This is a genomic window from Corynebacterium sp. TAE3-ERU16 (assembly GCF_019209935.1).
Taxonomy (GTDB): domain Bacteria; phylum Actinomycetota; class Actinomycetes; order Mycobacteriales; family Mycobacteriaceae; genus Corynebacterium; species Corynebacterium antarcticum.
Window position 1 is genome coordinate 122,891 of sequence record NZ_JAHUTN010000003.1, and the last position, 20,156, is coordinate 143,046.

At 65.6% G+C, this 20,156-nt stretch carries 14 protein-coding genes; 5 read left to right on the forward strand and 9 right to left on the reverse strand.

The window, feature by feature from the left end; all coding sequences use genetic code 11:
• Positions 1 to 372: 372 nt before the first annotated feature.
• From ilvC to KRX55_RS04465, 3 genes are all read right to left on the reverse strand, one after another.
• Positions 373 to 1,386 (reverse strand): ketol-acid reductoisomerase, encoded by a 1,014-nt coding sequence (gene ilvC / locus KRX55_RS04455; RefSeq protein WP_218406596.1) that lies wholly within the window; start codon positions 1,384 to 1,386, stop codon positions 373 to 375.
• Positions 1,387 to 1,589: 203 nt separating this feature from the next.
• Positions 1,590 to 2,114, reverse strand: a complete 525-nt coding sequence (gene ilvN / locus KRX55_RS04460) for an acetolactate synthase small subunit (protein ID WP_198737333.1) — start codon at positions 2,112 to 2,114, stop codon at positions 1,590 to 1,592.
• Entirely contained in the window at positions 2,114 to 4,000 is a 1,887-nt protein-coding gene (locus KRX55_RS04465) for an acetolactate synthase large subunit (protein ID WP_218406597.1), read from the reverse strand. Before KRX55_RS04465 ends, ilvN begins: the two co-directional genes overlap by 1 nt.
• Before the next feature lie 467 nt (positions 4,001 to 4,467).
• Here KRX55_RS04465 and KRX55_RS04470 point away from each other — a divergent pair, with 467 nt between their 5' ends.
• The 3 genes from KRX55_RS04470 to ilvD all read left to right on the forward strand — a co-directional run bounded on the left by KRX55_RS04470 (position 4,468) and on the right by ilvD (position 8,732).
• On the forward strand, positions 4,468 to 6,051 hold the full coding sequence (locus KRX55_RS04470; protein ID WP_218406598.1) for a mechanosensitive ion channel family protein: 1,584 nt from the start codon (positions 4,468 to 4,470) through the stop codon (positions 6,049 to 6,051).
• A 45-nt stretch (positions 6,052 to 6,096) separates the two neighbouring features.
• Positions 6,097 to 6,810 (forward strand): PH domain-containing protein, encoded by a 714-nt coding sequence (locus tag KRX55_RS04475; protein ID WP_218406599.1) that lies wholly within the window; start codon positions 6,097 to 6,099, stop codon positions 6,808 to 6,810.
• Between the two features lie 80 nt (positions 6,811 to 6,890).
• Positions 6,891 to 8,732: a dihydroxy-acid dehydratase gene (gene ilvD, locus KRX55_RS04480; RefSeq protein WP_200258985.1), complete on the forward strand. Its 1,842-nt coding sequence runs from the start codon at positions 6,891 to 6,893 to the stop codon at positions 8,730 to 8,732.
• A gap of 391 nt (positions 8,733 to 9,123) precedes the next feature.
• On the opposite strand, the gene KRX55_RS04485 is transcribed toward ilvD, so the two are convergent.
• From KRX55_RS04485 to KRX55_RS04495, 3 genes are all read right to left on the reverse strand, one after another.
• On the reverse strand, positions 9,124 to 10,044 hold the full coding sequence (locus tag KRX55_RS04485) for a DoxX family protein (protein WP_218406600.1): 921 nt from the start codon (positions 10,042 to 10,044) through the stop codon (positions 9,124 to 9,126).
• Between the two features lie 132 nt (positions 10,045 to 10,176).
• Positions 10,177 to 10,881, reverse strand: coding sequence for an HNH endonuclease family protein (locus tag KRX55_RS04490; protein ID WP_218406721.1), 705 nt, complete (start codon positions 10,879 to 10,881; stop codon positions 10,177 to 10,179).
• A gap of 90 nt (positions 10,882 to 10,971) precedes the next feature.
• Positions 10,972 to 11,850 (reverse strand): LysR family transcriptional regulator ArgP, encoded by an 879-nt coding sequence (locus tag KRX55_RS04495; protein WP_218406601.1) that lies wholly within the window; start codon positions 11,848 to 11,850, stop codon positions 10,972 to 10,974.
• A gap of 70 nt (positions 11,851 to 11,920) precedes the next feature.
• On the opposite strand from KRX55_RS04495, the gene KRX55_RS04500 reads away from it, so the two are divergent.
• Complete coding sequence (locus KRX55_RS04500; RefSeq protein WP_218406602.1) at positions 11,921 to 12,646, forward strand: LysE/ArgO family amino acid transporter; 726 nt, start codon at positions 11,921 to 11,923, stop codon at positions 12,644 to 12,646.
• 99 nt (positions 12,647 to 12,745) lie between these two features.
• Here the strand turns inward: KRX55_RS04500 and mgrA are convergent, their stop codons facing one another.
• Entirely contained in the window at positions 12,746 to 13,849 is a 1,104-nt protein-coding gene (gene mgrA / locus KRX55_RS04505; protein ID WP_218406603.1) for an L-glyceraldehyde 3-phosphate reductase, read from the reverse strand.
• A 376-nt stretch (positions 13,850 to 14,225) separates the two neighbouring features.
• Here mgrA and KRX55_RS04510 point away from each other — a divergent pair, with 376 nt between their 5' ends.
• A complete protein-coding gene (locus tag KRX55_RS04510) occupies positions 14,226 to 16,688 on the forward strand; it encodes a polysaccharide lyase 8 family protein (protein ID WP_218406604.1) in 2,463 nt (820 codons plus the stop codon).
• A 99-nt stretch (positions 16,689 to 16,787) separates the two neighbouring features.
• On the opposite strand, the gene KRX55_RS04515 is transcribed toward KRX55_RS04510, so the two are convergent.
• Together KRX55_RS04515 and gatB are read right to left on the reverse strand one after the other, a co-directional pair.
• On the reverse strand, positions 16,788 to 18,068 hold the full coding sequence (locus KRX55_RS04515; RefSeq protein WP_255567560.1) for a YkvI family membrane protein: 1,281 nt from the start codon (positions 18,066 to 18,068) through the stop codon (positions 16,788 to 16,790).
• Between the two features lie 446 nt (positions 18,069 to 18,514).
• On the reverse strand, positions 18,515 to 20,020 hold the full coding sequence (gatB, locus tag KRX55_RS04520) for an Asp-tRNA(Asn)/Glu-tRNA(Gln) amidotransferase subunit GatB (protein WP_218406606.1): 1,506 nt from the start codon (positions 20,018 to 20,020) through the stop codon (positions 18,515 to 18,517).
• Between the last annotated feature and the right edge of the window lie 136 nt (positions 20,021 to 20,156).

Sequence of the window (20,156 nt, forward strand, 5' to 3'; positions counted from 1 at the left end):
GCCGCAGTGGTACCCGTGCCGTCAGTACTGCATCCGCACCCCGTACCATGGACAATTCAACGGACGTGAATGTCGTGTACCGCCAGCGTCCGCCCCCCTGCCTGCCGAAGGCGGAACAACGCGGCAGGTGCCAGTACCGCACCCCGGACACCCCCGAACAGCCCCTTACTCCAGCATTCCTAGGAAGTGGAAATCGAAACCCTGAATCACCCCCTTTTTCCGCCCCCACACGATCGCTCCATCCTTCAGGTCGCGCTCCGGCCGGGTTCGGGGAACGCGGCCGGAGCGGAAGAGAAGACCCGCCCGCCAACCGTCGTGGACGGCTGGCGGGCGGGTCGGACACTCCTGCGCCGGGAACGGCCCGGTGGTGGATCAGGCGGTGGCGTCGAGCGGGTTCTTGACCCAGCTCATCAGGTCACGCAACTTGACACCGGTCTTCTCGATGGGGTGCTCGGCGATCTTCGCACGCATGCTCTCGAGCTCCTTGTTGCCGCCCTCGACATTGGCGAGGAGGCGCTTGACGAAGCTGCCGTCCTGGATGTCCGAGAGGACCTCCTTCATGCGCTCCTTGGTGCCCGCATCGATGATGCGGGGACCTGCCACGTATCCACCGAACTCGGCGGTGTCGGAGATCGAGTAGTTCATGTTGGCGAGGCCGCCCTCCCAGATGAGGTCGACGATGAGCTTCATCTCGTGGAGCACCTCGAAGTAGGCCATCTCGGGGGCGTAACCGGCCTCGGTCAGAACCTCGAAGCCCTGCATCATCAGGGACTCGAGACCACCGCAGAGCACGACCTGCTCACCGAAGAGGTCCGTCTCGGTCTCCTCGCGGAAGGTGGTCGGGATGACACCGGCGCGGGCACCTCCGATGGCAGCGGCGTAGGACAGCGCGAGGTCGTGACCTTCGCCCCGGGGGTCCTGGTCGACGGCGATGAGGCAGGGAACGCCCTTGCCGTCGACGAACTGACGGCGCACCAGGTGGCCGGGGCCCTTCGGGGCGACCATGGCGACGGTGATGCCGTCGGCCGGCTCGATGAGATCGAAGTGGATGTTCAGTCCGTGACCGAAGAAGAGGGCGTTGCCGTCGACGAGGTTGGGCTCGATGTCCTCGGTGAAGATCTGGGCCTGGGAGGTGTCGGGGGCGAGCAGCATGATCACATCGGCCCACTCGGAGGCTTCAGCGTTCGACTTGACCTCGAAGCCGGCCTCACGGGCCTTCACCGCGGACTTGGAGCCGTCGCGGAGGCCGATGCAGACCTCGACACCCGAGTCCCGCAGACACTGCGCGTGGGCGTGTCCCTGGGAACCGTAACCGATGATCGCGACCTTGCGGTTCTGGATGATCGACAGGTCGGCGTCATCGTCGTAGAGAACTTCAATTGCCATGGTGCTGTGTGTTCCTTTTCCTCGAATTGAGATGTATCGGTCGAAAAACGCATCGGATGCGATGTGTTCCAGCTTAGATGTTCATTCCCCGTGTGCAGCGGCGGGTGTGCCGGATGGGGCGGTTGCGCGCGGAACCCCGTGGACTGTGGAGGTACCGCATGGGGGCATACGGAGGGGATCGACGTCCGGGCACCCCGTCGGGGTCAGCGTCCGCTGGCGGGGGCCATGGTCCTGGGGCCACGGCAGAGGGCGATCTCACCGGACTGGATCATCTCACGGATGCCGAACGGGGCGAGGACGTCGAGAAGCGCCTCGAGCTTGCCCGGGGTTCCGGTCGCCTCGATGACCACGGCGTCGGGAGAGACGTCGATGACCCGCGCCCGGAAGATGTTCGCGGCGTCGACGATCTGCGGCCGGTTGCCGGCATCCGCGGATACCTTGACCATCATCAGCGCCCGGGCGACCGTGCTCTCCTCCGGGAGACGGACGACCTTGAGCACGGGGATGAGCTTGTTGAGCTGTTTGGTGATCTGCTCAATCGTGTGCTCATCGCCCAGTTCCCCGTCGATGACGATGGTGATGCGGTTGATGCCGTCGACGTCGGTGATCGCGGAGACGATGGATGCGATCGGGTAGCCACGACGGGTGAACAGTCCCGCGATCCGCGAGACGATTCCGTCGACGTCCTCGACGAGGACTGACAGGATGTAGCGGTTCTTCGGGAACATCAGTTCTTCTCCTCGGTGTGCTTGGCGGCGTCGTTCGCGTTGTCCTCGATGGCCTTCTCGACGTCAGCCAGGGCAGTCGCCGCCGAGCCCTCGTCAAACAGCGGACGCAGATCCTTGGCGTACTGGATGTCGGAGTTGGAGTGGCCGGCGGCGACCATGGGCCAGACCTGTGCATCCTCACCGACGATGAAGTCGATGACGACGGGACGGTCGTTGATCTCTCGGGCTCGCCGGATGGCCGGGATCACGTCCTCCTCACGGGTGACACGGATCGCCTCGCAGCCGAGGGCCTCGGCGAGTTTGACGAAGTCGGGCACGTACTCGCCCTGCTTCCGCAGTCGGGTGTTGGAGTAGCGCCCCCCGTAGAACAGGGTCTGCCACTGACGGACCATACCCAGGTTCCCATTGTTGATCAGCGCGACCTTGATGGGGAAGCCCTCGACGGCGCAGGTGACGAGCTCCTGGTTGGTCATCTGGAAACAGCCGTCGCCGTCGATCGCCCAGACCTCCTTGTCCGGCATACCGGCCTTCGCACCCATCGCAGCGGGTACGGCGTAACCCATCGTCCCGAGACCACCCGAATTGAGCCAGGTACGGGGGTTCTCGTAGTCGATGAACTGGGCCGACCACATCTGGTGCTGACCGACGCCCGCACAGTAGATGGCGTCCGGCCCGACCTCCCTGGACAGTGTGTTGATGACGTACTGGGGGGAGATCGTGCCGTCATCGTTGCCCGTCCAGCCACGCGGGAACCTGTCACGGAGCCCGTTCAGGTAGGAGACCCAACGGTCGATTGCCGGAGGATCCAGTTCAAGCTTGCGGTACATGGTCAGCAGAGCGTCCAGGACTTCCCGGGCGTCCCCGACGATCGGGACGTCGGCGTGGCGGATCTTCGAGATCTCGGCCGGGTCGATGTCGGCGTGTATCACCTTGGCGTCCGGGGCGAAGCTGTCGAGGTCACCGGTCACCCGGTCATCGAAGCGCGCACCGATGGTGATGAGCAGATCGGAGCGTTGCATGGTGGCAACCGCCGAGACGCTGCCGTGCATCCCCGGCATACCCATGTGCTGCGGGTGACTGTCAGGGAATGAACCCAGCCCCATGAGTGTGGTGACGACCGGTATTCCGGTGTATTCGGCGAAGGCGAGCAATTCAGCGTGCGCATCGGCCTTGATGACACCACCACCGATGTAGAGGCAGGGGCGCTCGGAGGCTGCGATCATCCGGACCGCCTCCTCGATGCGGCGGTGGTGCGGGGTGGTGACGGGCTTGTATCCGGCGAGCGACATCTCGGGCGGCCAGACGAAGTCGCACATGGCGTTCTGGACGTCCTTCGGGACGTCGATGAGAACGGGCCCCGGCCGACCGGTGGAGGCGAGATGGAAGGCCGCGGCCACGGCGGCGGGGATCCGGTTCGGGTCCGTGACCATGTAGTTGTGCTTGGTCACCGGCATCGTGATGCCGCGGATATCGGCCTCCTGGAAGGCGTCGGTGCCCAGCAGGGTGTGGCCGACCTGACCGGTGATGGCGACGACCGGGACCGAATCGAGGTGTGCGTCGGCGAGAGGCGTGACGAGGTTCGTCGCCCCGGGGCCGGAGGTGGCGATGCACACACCGACTTCACCGGACGCCTGGGCGTATCCCTCCGCGGCGTGCCCGGCGCCCTGCTCGTGCCGGACGAGGACATGCCGGACCTTCTCCGAGGAGTAGAGCGGATCGTACAGCGGCAGGATCGCACCGCCCGGAATTCCGAATACGACATTCACCCCGAGTTCCTCGAGTGAGCGGACGATCGCCTGCGCTCCGGTCATACGCTCGGGGGCGGACGGTTCTGCGTCCTTCGCCAGCATGGCGGGACTGGGATGATGACGAGCTGCCACGTTCACGACGTCGGGCTCCTTTGGGAATGGTCTCGGTGAATTACGATCAGGCGGGTACTGGCGCCGCCCCCGGCACCGGGAGTGCCGGCGGTTGTTTTCGGGGACAACAGGGGCGAGAATGAACAAAACCCCCGTTCACTCACCGTCTGTGCGGTGGTGCCGAGGGCGTTTGACTTCACGACTTGTACGGCCGTTACGGCAAACGCCGGCTGCTTACGGGTACAAGTCGAATGTTGGTCATGTCACGAGATGTTACACAGGCCCCGGTAGGTTACGGCAACTTACGCCACCCCATCCCATACCCCCGTCCACGTGATGGGACGGGACCCGTTCCAGCGGAACACCGTGCCACCAGTGATTCGGGGCACAAACCCCGATCCTTCCGGTCGACGCCACTCCATGGCCCAGGGGTGAGAAATCACCCACCACTCCGACGCTGAAGCCACCCCGTCAACCGCGTTACCCTGTTCCCCATGCCGTCCTTCCCCCTCTCCTACATCCTGTCCAGTTGGTGGCAGTGGATCATCGACCCCGGTATCGAACTCGCCATCCTCGTCGTCCTCGCGTTCCTCGTGCCCAGGGTCGGGCGTCTCACGATCCGGCTCATAACCCGTCGACTCGATCCGGCGGAACAGGAGTCGAAGCAGCGTCTGGCCATAGTCGGCACAGCCGTCTACCTCGTCCAGCTGATCACCTACTTCTTCCTCTCGATCGCCGCGCTCAAACAACTCGGCGTCCCGCTGGCCGGCGCCGCCATTCCCGCGACCGTGATCTCCGCGGCGGTCGGCCTCGGCGCCCAGTCGATCATCGCCGATTTCCTGGCCGGGTTCTTCATCATCTCCGAGAAACAGTTCGGTGTCGGCGACTGGGTGAGGTTCCAGGGCCCCGGGATCGACGTCGAGGGTGACGTCATCCAGATCACGATGCGGGCCACGCGTGTACGCACCCTCGCCGGCGAAACGGTGAACATCCCGAACTCCACCGCCCGGGTCTGCATCAACCACTCCAACTACTGGGCCAGGGCCGTCGTCGTCATGCCCATCCCCCTGCTCGGCTCCGACTCGATCGACGACGCCGTCAAACGGTCCACGGACGCGACGCTCCGCGCACTCGAGCAGCCGGGTATCGCCAGGGACGTCACCGGTGAACTCGACGTCCACCCCGCTGTGGGGGTCGAGGAGCCGAACACGGTCGGCATGCCCTGGATGGTGAACATGCGCTTCATCGTGCAGGTCAATCCCGCACGCCAGTGGGCCGTCGAACGCGCGATCAGAACGAAGATCATCGAGGAGTTCTGGAAGGAGTACGGTTCCGCGACAACCATCTCCGGAGCCGTCCGCAACACCCTCGACGCCGACGCACCCCTGCTCGAACGGGCACTGACCCGCTCCCCGCTCATCGACGTCGACTACGCTCCCGAACCTGCGGCGCAGACCGACACCGGAGACATCACGGACAGCGGTGAGGGCCACACCGCGGTGAAGGGCTCCGGTTCCACCCGGGCAGCCGCAGGCGGGGGAGCCCCCGGGGCAAGCGAGCACCGGGCCGAGCGCGCCGAATCCGAGAGTGCCCGGTCCCGCTCCGATGTCTCCACCAGTGATCCGTCCGACACCGGTTCCCCGGCGGATCCGGACGGTGAGGAACACCCCGTACTGTCCCCGTCGGCCATCGACTCGACCGGCTGGCGGAAGCTCGTCTCATTCGGGGGACGGGTGCGGCCCTCCACGACGGGACTCTGTGTCGCCCTCGTGGCCCTGCTCTTCTTCAAGGGCTTCACCCTGGATCCGACGGATGTCGCCGCCGAGGCCGAGGACATTCTCCCCGCCCCGACAACGAAGGTCACCTCATCCGACGAGACAACACCACCATCGTCTCTGACCGGTGTGGTTCCCTCCCCCAATAGCCGGCCGACCCCGGGATCCCCCACAACAGCATTCCGCCCGACCGGGGAATCGGGTGCGACCCCCACGACCTCGACGGCTTCCCCGACCTCCGGCGCGGCCGGTCCCACGGGCCGAACGGGCGACGGCGGCACCCGGACGACGGTCAACCGCTGACCCCGAGGTGACTGCGGTACCGGCCATTCAATAGAATCGGCAGGTATGTCCTCCACGAGCCCCGACGCTGATCCCGACACCGGCGACAACACCGACGGAGCCACCGGCACGACCCCGGTCACCGCCACCGTGTTCCGGCCCGACCGGACACACCTCCTGGGTGCCGGCCTGATGCTGCTGACCAGCCTGCTCACGGTGGGAGCCGCACCGAAGTTCCTGTTCTGGATTCTGCTGCTCCCCTTCTTCTACGCCTACTGGGCCCTGAGATCACGCACCACCGTCGATGCACGCGGCATCACCGCCACCCATGCGTTCTCGGCGGAGCAGAGCGTCAGCTGGGAGGACTTCGCCGGAATACGTTTCGGGACAGGCAGCTCCCACGCCCGTTCTCACGACGGGCGGGAATTCACCCTCCCCGGAGTATCCTTCAACACGGTGCCTGACCTGTCGGCCGCCTCGGGCGGCAGGATCCCCGACGTCATCGCCGCAGGCCGTAACGCCGCGGACGACAAAGTCGTGGTGATGCGACGGGACGGCCACCAGATCGTCAAGACCCGGGAGGAGGCAACCCGGGAGATCCTCGCAGCACAGGAGGAGCTCGAGCAGGCGAAGAAGGAACGTGCCGCAGCGAGACGACACAGCGGCATGGAACCCGGCGGCTGGTACCGGACAGACGCCGGGGGCAATCCCATCATCGGGGAGCAGGGCGAAACCCACCCCGGTGACGCCGACGGAGACAACCGCTCCGGCGACTCCTGAATCAAGAATCAAATCGAACAGCCACCATTTTCCTTTCCACGGACACCCTGACCCGCCCTGACAAGCAGAAGACAGCCCCCATGATCCCCTTACGCTCAAGAGTCACCACAGTCGGTCGCAACGCCTCCGGTGCCCGCGCCCTCTGGCGCGCCACCGGAATGAAGGACAACGACTTCGGTAAACCCATCGTCGCCATAGCGAACTCCTACACGCAGTTCGTCCCGGGCCACGTACACCTGAAGAACGTCGGCGACATCGTCGCCGAGGCCATCACGGCCGCGGGCGGTGTCCCGAAGGAGTTCAACACCATCGCCGTGGATGACGGTATCGCCATGGGTCACGGCGGCATGCTCTACTCCCTGCCCAGTCGCGAGATCATCGCGGATGCGGTGGAGTACATGGTCAACGCGCACACCGCTGATGCACTGGTGTGCATCTCCAACTGCGACAAGATCACCCCGGGCATGCTCAACACGGCCCTCCGACTGAACATCCCCACCGTCTTCGTCTCCGGTGGACCGATGGAGGCGGGCAAGGCGGTCGTCGTCGACGGCATTGCACACGCTCCGACGGACCTCGTGACGGCCATCTCCGCGTCCGCGAACGAGGGCGTCGATGCGCCGGGGCTCTCCCGGATCGAGGCATCCGCCTGCCCGACCTGTGGTTCCTGCTCCGGTATGTTCACCGCGAACTCCATGAATTGCCTGACCGAGGCACTCGGTCTCTCCCTGCCCGGTAACGGTTCGACACTCGCCACGCACAAGGCCCGCCGGCAGCTGTTCACCCGAGCCGGTGAAACAATCGTCGAACTGTGCCGTCGCTACTACGGGGAGGAGGACACCTCCGTCCTGCCCAGGTCCATCGCGACCAGGCACGCCTTCAACAACGCGATGTCGCTGGACATGGCCATGGGTGGCTCGACGAACACCGTGCTGCACATTCTGGCCGCGGCACAGGAGGGCGAGGTCGACTTCGACCTCGCCGACATCGACGATCTCTCCCGCAGAGTCGGTTGCCTGTCGAAGGTGTCCCCGAACTCCAACTACCACATGGAGGACGTCCACCGCGCCGGCGGCATCCCCGCCATACTCGGGGAACTCCACCGTGGTGGACTGCTCCACGACGACGTCCATTCGGTGCACTCACCGGATCTGCAGTCCTGGCTGGATGCCTGGGACATCCGGGGCGGGAAGGCCACGGACGAGGCGATCGAGCTGTTCCACGCCGCCCCGGGCGGTGTGCGGACGACCGAACCATTCTCCACGGAGAACCGCTGGGATTCCCTCGACACCGACGCGGTCAACGGCTGCATCCACGACGTCGAACACGCCCACACGGTCGACGGTGGCCTCGCGGTCCTGCGGGGCAACCTCGCACCCGACGGCGCGATCATCAAGGCCGCCGGCATCGATGAGGAGCTGTGGCACTTCTCCGGACCCGCCCGGGTCGTGGAATCCCAGGAGGAGGCGGTCTCCGTCATTCTCAAGAGGGAGATCCAGCCCGGTGAGGTTCTCATCGTCCGTTACGAGGGCCCCTCGGGCGGACCGGGTATGCAGGAGATGCTGCACCCGACGGCCTTCCTGAAGGGTTCGGGTCTGGGCAAGAAATGTGCGCTGATCACCGACGGTCGATTCTCCGGAGGCTCCTCGGGCATCTCGGTCGGTCACGTCTCCCCCGAGGCTGCCCACGGCGGACTCATCGGTCTGATCCGGGACGGCGACACCGTCACCATCGACATCCATCAGCGTCTGCTCTCCCTGGATGTCGATGACGCCGAGATCGAGCGTCGTCGCGAGGAGATGAACGCCTCCGAGAGGCCGTGGCAGCCCGTCAACCGCCAGCGCACGGTGAGCAAGGCCCTGCGTGCCTACGCGAAGATGGCCACCTCCGCGGACAAGGGCGCGGTCCGTCAGGTCGACTGACACCGGACGGTCGGACGCGGGGAAGGTGGGCCCCGTCAGCTTCCGAGGACAACGCGGCCCGATTCCGGGTGGCTCCGGTCGGGTCGGTGGTCTGGCTCGGTGATCCCCGCAGCCACCGGCGCGCTTTCCCGACTGTTTCCCGTGGGTCCTGGGCCAGGCGTACAGGAGCCCGGTGGTGTGTTGAGACTCCGTGCCCCGACAGGATGGAGCCGCTCCACCGCAGCTGCGCGGTCTCTCGACCTCGCGGATCGGGATGTCGCTCCGGGTACGGGTTGAACCGCTCCACGAAGGCGCAGCCCGCGCAGGAACGCGGCGGTCCCCCACCTTGTGCCGGTGAGCGACCGCCGCGGAAAACCGACTCTGTGCCGGAAGCGTTCGTCGAGATCTGTCTTCAGGCGGTGAACGGGTAGGCACCACCGGTGACCAGCCACCAGAGGCCGATCGCACAGCCGATGCCGATCAGCGCGAAGACGATGGAGCTCCACAGCGGACGACGGGCCCAACTGCGACTGAAGTCCAGGGAGACGCGGCCTGGGCCGGTGAGCTGGAGTCCGACTGCGATGACTGTCATCAGGACCGCGAAGCGGACCCCGTCACCCCACTGGAAGGGGTTGACCGGGGTGGCTGCGATGTTGATCTGGTGGAGAGCGAGGAACGCGGTGACCACGGTGGCGAGTGCCGCCGCGAGCGGGGTGACGAGGCCGAGAACCAGGAGGATGCCTGCGGCGAGCTCCACCCCGGGTACCGCGATGGCTAGGGCGCCCGCGAACTCGTAGCCCGAGAACTGCTCCTCGAGCGCCGCGATTCCGCCGCCGGCACCGAGCCGGAAGAACACGGACACCGAATGGAGGATCAGAGCTGCACCGAAGAAGAGTCGGATGAGGAAGAGCCCGAAGTCCATCGTGCCGCGCTTCGCTTCCGGTTCATCCTCTTCAATCAGATCCCCGGTGTAGCCCGCGTCGACGGGAACTGACTGGGTCGGGATCTGCTGCACCGGTGCCGGGGTGCCGGTCATCACCGGCATCGTGGTCGTGGGCTGTTCCGTGGCGAAGTCAGCGTCAGCGTAACCCTGTTCCGGCTGCGCGGAACCCGGTTCCCGGACGTGTTCGGGGGACGGGGACGGGAACACCGCGGTCGCGGAGTCCTCCGCTCCGGCACCGATGGACTGTGGGGCGGCACGACCGGCTCGGTCGTAAACGGAGTCACGGGTATTCTCGGGTGAGGACCCCGGAGGGGCGTAGGTGGGGATGTCGTTGTCGTCGAAGTCGCCGGGTACCGCCCGGTCGGGACGGGGGTCATTGTTGTCGCTCATACCTTGCACAGTATGTGAGCCTCAGGACTTTTGCCGGTAACCTCCTCGGGCGCGTCGGTATTTCGGGGCACTCCCACCCGGGATCGTCCTCTGCCCCGGCGACCCGGACCGTGCCCGCCCGTGCGGCCCGGGTCAGTGACAGGTCGACAACACGGCAGCGAGTGCGTCGTGTTCCGCGGGGGTCACCCACAGGTGGTAGCGGTGTTTGACGGCGATCTGGCGCTCCACGTACTCACACCGGAAATCCGGGTTCGGCGGTAGCCAGGTCGCGGCATCCGAGGCCCCCTTCTGCTGGTTGACCGGGCCGGAGACCGCAATGAGGTTGTCGGGATCATTCGCGAAGGCGCGTCTAACCTCAGGATCGAGATCCTGCGCCCCCTTCATCCACGCGTCCGCCAGTGCGACGATGTGATCGACCTCGACCGTGACACCGGTGGCGGAACCGCGGACGAAATCGATCTGGGTTCCGGTGTAGTAGTCGTTCAGCAGTCCGGATTCGACGACACAGTCCCGGGTCCCCGGCCGGAACCGGACGTGTATGAGGTCACGGGCGAGGATGTCGTCGCGGGTGTCGCAGCCGTTGTGTCCGAGTTCGACCGCGACGTCGTCGCTCCACCGCTGTCCGAATGCGTCCCGTGCGTACCCCGTCAGCGGCCCACGGTCCCGCACGACGAGTTCAGCCAGCATGTCACTGTAGATCTGGGGACCCGGCCAACCGTCGGTCGTGGGAGCTCCCCCCACGTCTCCGGGCCCGTCATCACCGCCACCCGCGCGATCCTCCATGACATCGCACAGGACGGACACCAGGACCACCGCTCCCGTGATCAGGAGGACCATGACGACGGCGACCCGGGTGAAACCGCGCCTGGGGGATCCGGTGTTGCACACAAGCCGCTACCGTAGCACCGTACGTCCTGATCCGGAAGGTCACGAAACGGGTTCGAGGCTCTCTTCCGCGGCCGCGATGACCGAATCTGTGAGCTTCTGCAGCAGCGGGGACTCCAGCCGCCAGTGCTGCCAGTAGAGCGGGACGATGGACACCCGCTCATCGAGCAGCACCAGCTCCCGGGAGTCGAGGTACCTGGCGGCCTGGATCTCCGGTACGAGGCCCCACCCGAGTCCGGACCTGGCCGCCTCGACGAAGCCCTCGGAGGAGGGTATCTGTGATATGCGCCGGTGCCGCGGGGTCTGGTCAACACGGCCTGTCAAGTCTGAATCCTGGATTTTGTCATTCGGCCCGTAGCGTAACGCGGGCATGGCCGCCCAGTCCAGACGGCCGTTGACGGTGTAGGAGTCACGGAGCGAGGGGCTGGCGACGGCGCGGTAGCGCATCACCCCGAGGGGACTGACGGTGCATCCGGAGACGGGCGCGTGCTCGCGGGTGACCGCCCCCAGACAGTCACCGCGCCGGAGCAGCTTGAGCGAGTGGGCCTCATCCTCGACGCGCAACTGGAGGGTGGCGGAATCCCACGACGCAACATCAGCGAACACGGGGGTGAACCAGGTGGCGAGGGAATCGGCGTTGATGGCGACGCTGAGGGGCACCCGCGCGATCCTCCCCCGCAACTGTGCGTCGGTCTCCGCCTGCAGGAGGGCCATGCGACGGGCGGCCTGGGCCAGCACCTCCCCCGCGGCGGTCGCGGACGTCGGACTGGTGCGTCGGATCAGCACCCGTCCGGCCTGGGATTCAAGCGCCTTGATCCGCTGACTCACCGCCGAGGGTGTCAGGGAGAGCGCGTCAGCGGCCCCCTCGAAGGATCCTTCATCGAGGACGGCGAGGAGTGTGGCCAGGTGAATCGGATTCATGAAGTAATTCTAACGTACATTCAAAAACTTTAACTTTTCTTAACGATCAGGTGGTGACACGATCGGTGGCATGAACATCGCGCTCCACGGATTCCTCATGGGACTGTCCCTCATCGTCGCCATCGGACCTCAGAACACTCTCCTCCTCCGACAGGGGATTCGCCGGACCGCCGTCGGGGCGGTCGTCGCCGTGTGCCTGATCTCCGAATGGATGCTCATCATCGGCTCCACCGCAGGTGTCGGTGTCATCATCGACAAGGCGCCGATCATCCTGGACGTGATGAAGTACCTCGGTTTCGTCTATCTCCTCTGGTTCGCCTTCACGTCGTTCAGGGACGCGTTCCGTCCCGGCGGCGGCACGTTCACCCGGGACAGTCAGGATCCGGAGGTCCCCACCGGCCCCCACCCCGGGGACACCGACGGAACCGGCCCCGGAACCGGAACCGGAGAAGGTTCGGTCGCCGTGGCTGAGCGCACCGTCCGCACCACACGGACCGCACCGGCACGGACCTGGGTCAAGCCGGTTCTCGCGGCACTCGCCATGACGTGGCTCAACCCCGCCGCCTACGTCGACATCGTGGTGATGCTCGGCGGCATAGCGAACCAGTACGGCGAGATCGGACGCTGGTACTTCGCCGCCGGAGCCCTGACGGCGTCGACCATGTGGATGCCGAGCATCGGATACGGCGCGAAGAAGCTCTCCGGCCCGCTCTCCCGCCCTGACGTGGCACGGATCGTCAACATGGCCATCGGAATCGTGATGATCGCCATCGCCGTCCGACTGCTCCTCCACTGAGGGACACCACACGCCACGGAAGTGGTGCGAGGGCCCCGATCCGACTCACGCCGGATCGGGGCCCTCGGTGTGTCAGATGTCGGACAGCGTGAGGTCAGTTCACTTCTCCCGGGTCTTGGACTTCGTCGCCTGCGCCCAGATGTTGATCCCGGCGTCGGACGCGATCTCGTCGATCGCCGCCAGTTCCGCACCGGTGAATGTGAGGTTCTGGGCGGCATCGATGTTCTGGTCGAGCTGTTCGACGGAGGAGGCACCGACGAGCGCCGAGGTGACCGTCTGTTCGCCGTAGCGTCCCTGCTCCCGCAGAACCCAGGACACCGCCATCTGCGCCAGGGTCTGCCCCCGCTCCTGCGCTATGTCGTTCAGTCTCCGCATCATCCGGATGTTCTCATCGCTCAGCATGTCACTCGACAACGACTTGTGCGCGGCGGCACGGGAGTCCTCGGGTACTCCGTCAAGGTAGCGGTCGGTGAGCAGGCCCTGCGCGAGCGGGGAGAACGCGATGGTCCCGACCCCGTTGTCGGCCGCGGCCTCGAGCAGGGTGTCACCGTCTTCCCCGGCCTCCTCGACCCAACGGTTCACGATGGAATAGCTGGGTTGGTTGATCAACAGCGGACACCCCTCCTCCGCCATCATCCCGGCGGCCTCGGTGAGTAGCTCCGGACCGTAGCTGGACACGCCCACATAGAGCGCCTTACCACTGGACACGATGTCCCGCAGGGCATACACCGTCTCCTCCAACGGAGTCTCCGGATCGGGTCGGTGGTGGTAGAAGATGTCGACGTAGTCGAGCCCCATGCGATCCAGTGACTGGTCGAGTGAGGCCATCAGATACTTCCGCGACCCACCGAACCCGTAGGGACCGGGCCACATGTCCCATCCCGCCTTCGACGAGATGATCATCTCGTCCCGCAGGCCGCGGAAGTCGCGGTCGAGGATCCGGCCGAAGTTGACCTCGGCGGAACCATTCGGCGGTCCGTAGTTGTTCGCCAGATCGAAATGGGTGACCCCCCGGTCGAAGGCACGGTGGATGATGGCCCGCTGTGTCTCGAGCGGCTTGTCATCACCGAAGTTGTGCCACATCCCGAGGGAGACGACCGGGAGTTTCAGCCCCGAGTGCCCGACGGTCCGGTAGGGAACGCCGTCGTGGTAACGGTTCGGTGCGGGCTGATAGGTGGGTTGGACATCCGGATTGAAAGGCATGGCTCCAGTGTGCCCGCGGTGCGGCCACTTGTCGACGTCCGGGACGGCGATGCACCCGCCACACGGGTCGGCGGTGTCATCAATCTCACACGGAGTCGCCCAGTGCCGCGACCCAGGGGACGCTCCCCCACCTTTCACCAGCGCAACGGGGGTGACGCCCGGAGGAAAACCGATGGGGGAATCGCGGCGAAACTGTGGCGCACCACGCATCGAATCCTGTTCACCCCACCACCCCACATTCTATCCTGGCCGAAACGTGGTTTCCGACCCCGGTCGTCGTTCCCCCGGCGCCCGGACACCCCGGGAACCGGTCCGTGTGCGCCGTGGCGCGGCAGCTGACGCCACGCCACGGCGCATGAACCGAAAGGGAGCATCCATGAATCTGACCCGACGAACATTCCTCAAGGCGTCCGCCACAGCGGGTGTGATCGCCGCGATGGGAAGCGTGTTCCGGGAGGCCGCGGCAGCCGAGATCCCGGGGCCTCTCTTCGATGAACTGCGCCAACGCTGGATCGACATCATCACCTCCAGGAATCTATTCGATGCCGATGACGCGGCGTTCGCACCGCTCATCGCGGCACTGGACCGCTCCATCGACCGGACGCTGGATGATCTCGCGACCGGCGCGGAAGCGGAGACCACGGTATTCAGGAGCAAGAACCTGGCGGCCGAGAGGTCCCCCGACATCACCTCCACCGCCCGGAGCATCCTCGCCCTGGCCAACGGCTGGTCCATCCCCGGCTCGAGGCACTTCGGAAGCGACGAGGTCCTGGCCGCCGCCATGGCGGCCCTCGACAGGTTCCTGACCCTGCGCTACAACCCCGATCAGTTCGAGTACGGCAACTGGTGGGACTGGGAGTCCGGGGCGGGCCGCGCCGTCGGCGACATCATGTGTCTGCTTGGCGACAAGCTGCCCGCGGACATCCTCGCCAAGGCCGCTGCGGGAATCAACCACTTCATCCCGGACCCGACCGAGCAGGAGGTCAACAAGGGAGACGCCCGCAAGACATCCACCGGCGCCAACCGGCTGGACCTCTGCCGCGCCGTGGCGTGCTCCGCGATCGCGGTCCGGGACGAGGAACGGCTCCGAGGCGCGCTGGACGGTCTGTCCGCGACCTGGCAGTACGTGGAGACCGGCGATGGTTTCTACCGGGACGGCTCCTTCGTCCAGCACACCCACATCCCCTACACCGGCGCATACGGCAACGTCCTGATCTCCGGTCTGTCGCTCATGTTCGATCTGGTCGCGGGCACCTCCTTCGACATCAGCGAGGACGGCAAGAATCGTGTCTACTACCTCGTGGACCAGGCCTACATACCGATCATCGTCGACGGCCAGGCCATCGACGGCGTCCGTGGTCGATCCGTCTCCCGGAAGGTCGAACCCGGATCCTCGCACGGGATCTCCATCCTCACCTCCATCATCCGGCTCGCGGAGCGGGCACCCGCCGAGTATGCGGATCGCTGGCGCGGCCTCTGCTCCGGCTGGCTCCACCGCAACACCTACAACGATTTCACCGATACGAGCAGCATGTCGCAGCTCGCTCTGGTGAACCGCGCTAAGGGCTTCCCGGCGGCCCCGGCCCTGTCTGAACCCAAGATGTTCCCCTCCATGGACCGACTGGTCCACCGCAGCGCGAACTGGACCGTGGCGGTGTCGATGTGCTCGAAGCGGATCTCCTGGTACGAGTACGGAAATCAGGAGAATGAACTCGGTTCTCGGACCGGAAGTGGCATGCGTTACCTCATGCTCCCGGAGAACATGGGCCAGTACGAGGACGGTTTCTGGTGCACCGTCGACTATTCGGCGCCGACCGGAACAACGGTCGATCACCGGGAGCTCAGGCGCCGCGTCGGCGATTCCTGGGGTGTGGACACCCCGCAGAACGAATGGACCGGTGGCCTGACCAGCGGGTCACTCAGCCTCGCCGGCATGCACCTGATCGGACCAGATCTCAACGGTCTCGAGGCCCGGCGCCTCTGGCTCGGCACTGCGAATTCCGTCGTGGAGCTCGTGGGCGGTGTCACGGCACCGGACAGCCCGGCGCTGACGGTCGTCGAGCACCGCAACATGGGTGAGAACGGCAAGCCGGTGCTCACCGTCGACGGAAACCGGGTCGCCGGAGAAGCGACGGTCAAGGATCCGAAGTGGGCGCATCTCGACGGTGTCGCCGGCTACGTGTTCCTCACTGCGGGAACCGTGCGGGCGAGCATCGATGACCGTACCAACACCTGGCTGAACGTCAATCCGTTCCGTAGCAGTTACCCGGGGGCCGCTGACCCGGTCACCCGCACCTGGGCCACCATCCAGTTCGATCACGTCGGCGATTCACAGAAAGCGGGCGGCTGGATACTGCTGCCCAGGGCCAGCGCCGAGGAGACCCGCCGGATCGCCGACACACTGAACGGCTCCTCCGCGACAGCCAAGATCGAGCAGAACGATGAGCACGCCCAGGTCGTCCAGGTGGGCGATGCAACCGGCTTCGCGGTCTGGAAGCCGGGCACCTACGCCACCTGGGAGTTCGCGCAGCCCGCCGTCGTCCTGGCCGAGTACGCCGGCGACGAGCTGACCGTCACCGCAGCCGACCCGACCCAGGAAACGGCACAGCTCACGATCAAGGTGCCCGGAGAATGGCCGGTGTCCACGGGTGAGGGCGTCACCGTGACCGTCACACCAGCGGTGACCACACTCGTCGTGGATACCGCGGGCCTCGAAGGCGCATCCCGCAAGGTTGTCCTCCGCAGGAAGGGAACGCCGCCTTCCGGGGCCCCCTCATCAGCGGAAAACCTGAGCTCCTGGCTGGGTGACACCGGCAGCAGCTCGTTCTTCTCGTCGTAGGGACAGAGGCCGGACGGCGGTGAACACCACCAGAGGCCCCGTTTCCACGTGTGACACGTGGAAGCGGGGCCTCATCTCACGGCACTTCCGGGGAACAGATCAGTTGACGTGCGACGAACCGTGTCCGGAGGAACTGTCGTCGATGGAGAAATCGACCGAGTCATCCTCATCGAGCTGACGCTCGACCTTCTCCCGGACGGTCGCGGCCATCTCCTCCTCGTCGATGTTGGAGGCCTTCAGGCGACGGGTCAGCTCACGCTGGTGGCCCGCGGTGAACTTCCTCGACGGATCGAGCTTCCGGGTGACCAGTTCACGGATACGTTGCCGACGCTTGACCTCGTTCACGATCATGCCGCGGTCCCGTACCCAGGCGTAGACGAGGACACACATCAGTGCGACGCCGACGTAGCCGAGCAACGGATAGAGGTAGGTGACCAGGGTACGGAAGCCCAGGAAGCTCAGGACGAATCCGGCCAGGACGGTGATGACGAAGGTGGAATTGAAGTTCTGCGGCTTGTTCACCGTCAGTCGCCGGGTCAGGGCGTAGAACATGCCGAGCGCCGAGTTGAAGATCATGCCGTAGATCGCGACCGACATCAGGGTGCCCATGATCGGGTGCATGAGACCGACGAGCGTCAGCATCGGCATCGCGTCGTCCTTGAGCATGTCCACCTTGAGGAACAGCGAGGAGGCCACGAGGCACAGCATCAGGCCGAAGATGCCGCCACCGAGGAGACCACCGAGTCCGGCGATCCGTGCGTTGAGGTAGTAGCCGCCGATGACGATCGACATGGAGACGACGACGATCAGGGAGAATCCGAGGTAGTTCAGGGCGCCGACCCAGACGTTGGGCAGGGTGGTGCGGATCGTCGAAGCCGATTCCTCCAGGTGGGACCAGTCATCGGGTGCGGTCACGAAGGCATAGACGGCGGCGATGAGGATGAAGAGGATGATGCCCGGGGTGATGGCACCGATGATGTTGCTCACCTTGTCCACGTCGAGCCGCCCGAGCACCAGCACGAGGACGAGCAGGATGATGGAACCGACCCAGATGGGCAGGCCGAACTGCTGGTCGAGGTTCGCGCCGGCACCGGCGAACATGACCATACCGAGGGAGAAGATGGTCAGCATCACCGAGCCGTCGAGGAATCTGGCTGCGACCGGGTGTGCCACCTGGTCGAAGACGGCGGTGTGCTCGGTGGCCTGGTAGTAGCTGCCGAGCTGGAGGATGACCAGTCCGACGACGCACATCATCAGCGCGACGAAAACGGCTCCCCAGAGACCGGCATGACCGAACACGACGAAGAACTGGAGCACCTCCTGCCCGGATGCGAATCCGGCGCCGACGCTCAGGCCGACGAAGGCCATCGCGATTGCCATTACTCGTTTCAACATGTTGGGTGTCTCCCTCTCCGGAGAATCGTCGAACACTGTTTTTGCGGATCCACTCCCGTTGCCGGGGGATCACCACGGGAGATTCTAACGAGGTCGGGGCCGATAACCCGCATTGATCGGATCTGTGGCATGAATTCTCGCGTGCAAGGCCATTCGGAGAATCATCCCACCGAATGCGTCGGTGCTGCACAGAACCGATCGAAAATGCCCGCACAGACAGTCGGACAGGCGGGGTTCTCCGTGATGAAACAATCAACCCTCTTCAGGGGAGATCGCGGCCCGACGTATCCCCGACCGGGGCCTGACAGGTGCCGCATCACCAGCGTGATCGGGGCGGCGCCGGATCCACCGGTTCCTCCCGGAACCCCGCCGACACGAAACCGGTGGTGCGACACGCCGCACCACCGGCAGTCCCCGCGGTCAGCGCGGGATCAGCGGCACTTCTCCGCGATGAGCTTATTCACCAGGGCCGGGTCGGCCTTGCCGCGGGTCGCCTTCATGACCGCGCCGACGATGGCACCACCGGCCTTGGCGTTGCCACCCCGGATCTTCTCCACGATGTCCGGATTGGCGGCGAGCGCCTCGTCGACGGCCTTCTCGATGGCTCCGTCGTCGCGGACGACCTCGAGGCCACGCGCGGCGACGACCTCATCGACGTCGCCCTCACCGGCGAGAACGCCGTCGACTGCCCGGCGGGCGAGCTTGTTGGTCAGCTTCCCCTCCCTGACCAGGGCGGCGACATGGGCGACCTGTGCCGGGGTGATGTCGAGCTGCTCCAGCTCGGCGCCCGACTCGTTGGCCTTCTGGGTGAGGTAGGACACCCACCAGGAGCGCGCTTCCGCGGGGGTCGCGCCCTCCTCGACGGTGGCGATGATGAGATCGAGTGCGCCGGCGTTGACGAGGTCGCGCATCTCCGCGTCGGAGAGGTTCCATTCCTCGCGGATCCGGGCCTTGCGCACCCAGGGCAGCTCGGGCAGGGTCGCCCGGATCTCCTCGACCCACTCGCGCGGGGCGATCACCGGCGGGAGGTCCGGGTCGTTGAAGTAGCGGTACTCCTCGGCGGTCTCCTTGATGCGGCCGGCCGTCGTCGATCCATCCGTCTCGTGGTAGTGCCGGGTCTCCTGGCGGATGGAGCCACCGTCGGTGATGACGCGCGCCTGGCGCTGCATCTCGTAGCGCACGGCCTGTTCGACGGACTTCAGGGAGTTGATGTTCTTGGTCTCGGTGCGGGTACCGAACTCGGTCTGACCGATGGGCCGGAGGGAGAGGTTCGAGTCGACGCGCATGGAACCCTGGTCCATGCGGGCATCCGACACACCGAGTGCCTTGACCAGATCGCGGAGCGCGCTGACGTAGGCGCGGGCGACCTCCGGGGCACGTTCGCCGGCCCCCTCGATCGGCTTGGTCACGATCTCGATGAGAGGAACGCCGGCACGGTTGCAGTCCACCAGCGAGGACGTGGCGCCCTGGATGCGGCCCTCCGCACCACCGAGGTGGGTGAGCTTTCCGGTGTCCTCCTCCATGTGGGCGCGCTCGATGTCGACGCGCCAGGTGGTTCCGTCGTCGAGGATGACGTCGAGGTAACCGTCGTACGCGATGGGCTCGTCGTACTGGGAGATCTGGTAGTTCTTCGGCTGGTCCGGGTAGAAGTAGTTCTTCCGGGCGAAGCGGGAGGACTCCGCGATCGAACAGTTGAGGGCGAGGCCGATCTTGATCGCCCACTCGACGCCCCTGGCGTTGACGACCGGCAGTGCCCCCGGCAGCCCGAGGCTTACGGGATCGACGTTCGAGTTCGGGGCGGAACCGAAGTTCGCGGAGGACGCCGAGAACATCTTGGTCTCGGTCGCCAGCTCGACGTGCACCTCGAGCCCCATCACCGGGTCGAAGTGCGTGAGTACCTCATCGAAATCCATCAGATCATTTACCGGAGCAGTCATGGAGAACAGTGTAACGCGCGGCCCTACCATCCGTGCGCACACACTATGCCCCGCGGCCACCCGTTTCCGGGAAAACCTGCAAAATGAGACACCCACTACCGGGATTCCCGGTAGTGGTGGAGCTTACACCTCTGGT

Bases quoted from the DNA above. Each gene is read 5' to 3' on its own strand.
- ilvC (WP_218406596.1), bottom strand. From the start codon at position 1,386: ATGGCAATTGAAGTTCTCTACGACGATGACGCCGACCTGTCGATCATC.
- ilvN (WP_198737333.1), bottom strand. From the start codon at position 2,114: ATGTTCCCGAAGAACCGCTACATCCTGTCAGTCCTCGTCGAGGACGTC.
- KRX55_RS04470 (WP_218406598.1), top strand. From the start codon at position 4,468: ATGCCGTCCTTCCCCCTCTCCTACATCCTGTCCAGTTGGTGGCAGTGG.
- KRX55_RS04475 (WP_218406599.1), top strand. From the start codon at position 6,097: ATGTCCTCCACGAGCCCCGACGCTGATCCCGACACCGGCGACAACACC.
- ilvD (WP_200258985.1), top strand. From the start codon at position 6,891: ATGATCCCCTTACGCTCAAGAGTCACCACAGTCGGTCGCAACGCCTCC.
- KRX55_RS04485 (WP_218406600.1), bottom strand. From the start codon at position 10,044: ATGAGCGACAACAATGACCCCCGTCCCGACCGGGCGGTACCCGGCGAC.
- KRX55_RS04490 (WP_218406721.1), bottom strand. From the start codon at position 10,881: ATGGTCCTCCTGATCACGGGAGCGGTGGTCCTGGTGTCCGTCCTGTGC.
- KRX55_RS04495 (WP_218406601.1), bottom strand. From the start codon at position 11,850: ATGAATCCGATTCACCTGGCCACACTCCTCGCCGTCCTCGATGAAGGA.
- KRX55_RS04500 (WP_218406602.1), top strand. From the start codon at position 11,921: ATGAACATCGCGCTCCACGGATTCCTCATGGGACTGTCCCTCATCGTC.
- mgrA (WP_218406603.1), bottom strand. From the start codon at position 13,849: ATGCCTTTCAATCCGGATGTCCAACCCACCTATCAGCCCGCACCGAAC.
- KRX55_RS04510 (WP_218406604.1), top strand. From the start codon at position 14,226: ATGAATCTGACCCGACGAACATTCCTCAAGGCGTCCGCCACAGCGGGT.
- KRX55_RS04515 (WP_255567560.1), bottom strand. From the start codon at position 18,068: ATGGCAATCGCGATGGCCTTCGTCGGCCTGAGCGTCGGCGCCGGATTC.
- gatB (WP_218406606.1), bottom strand. From the start codon at position 20,020: ATGACTGCTCCGGTAAATGATCTGATGGATTTCGATGAGGTACTCACG.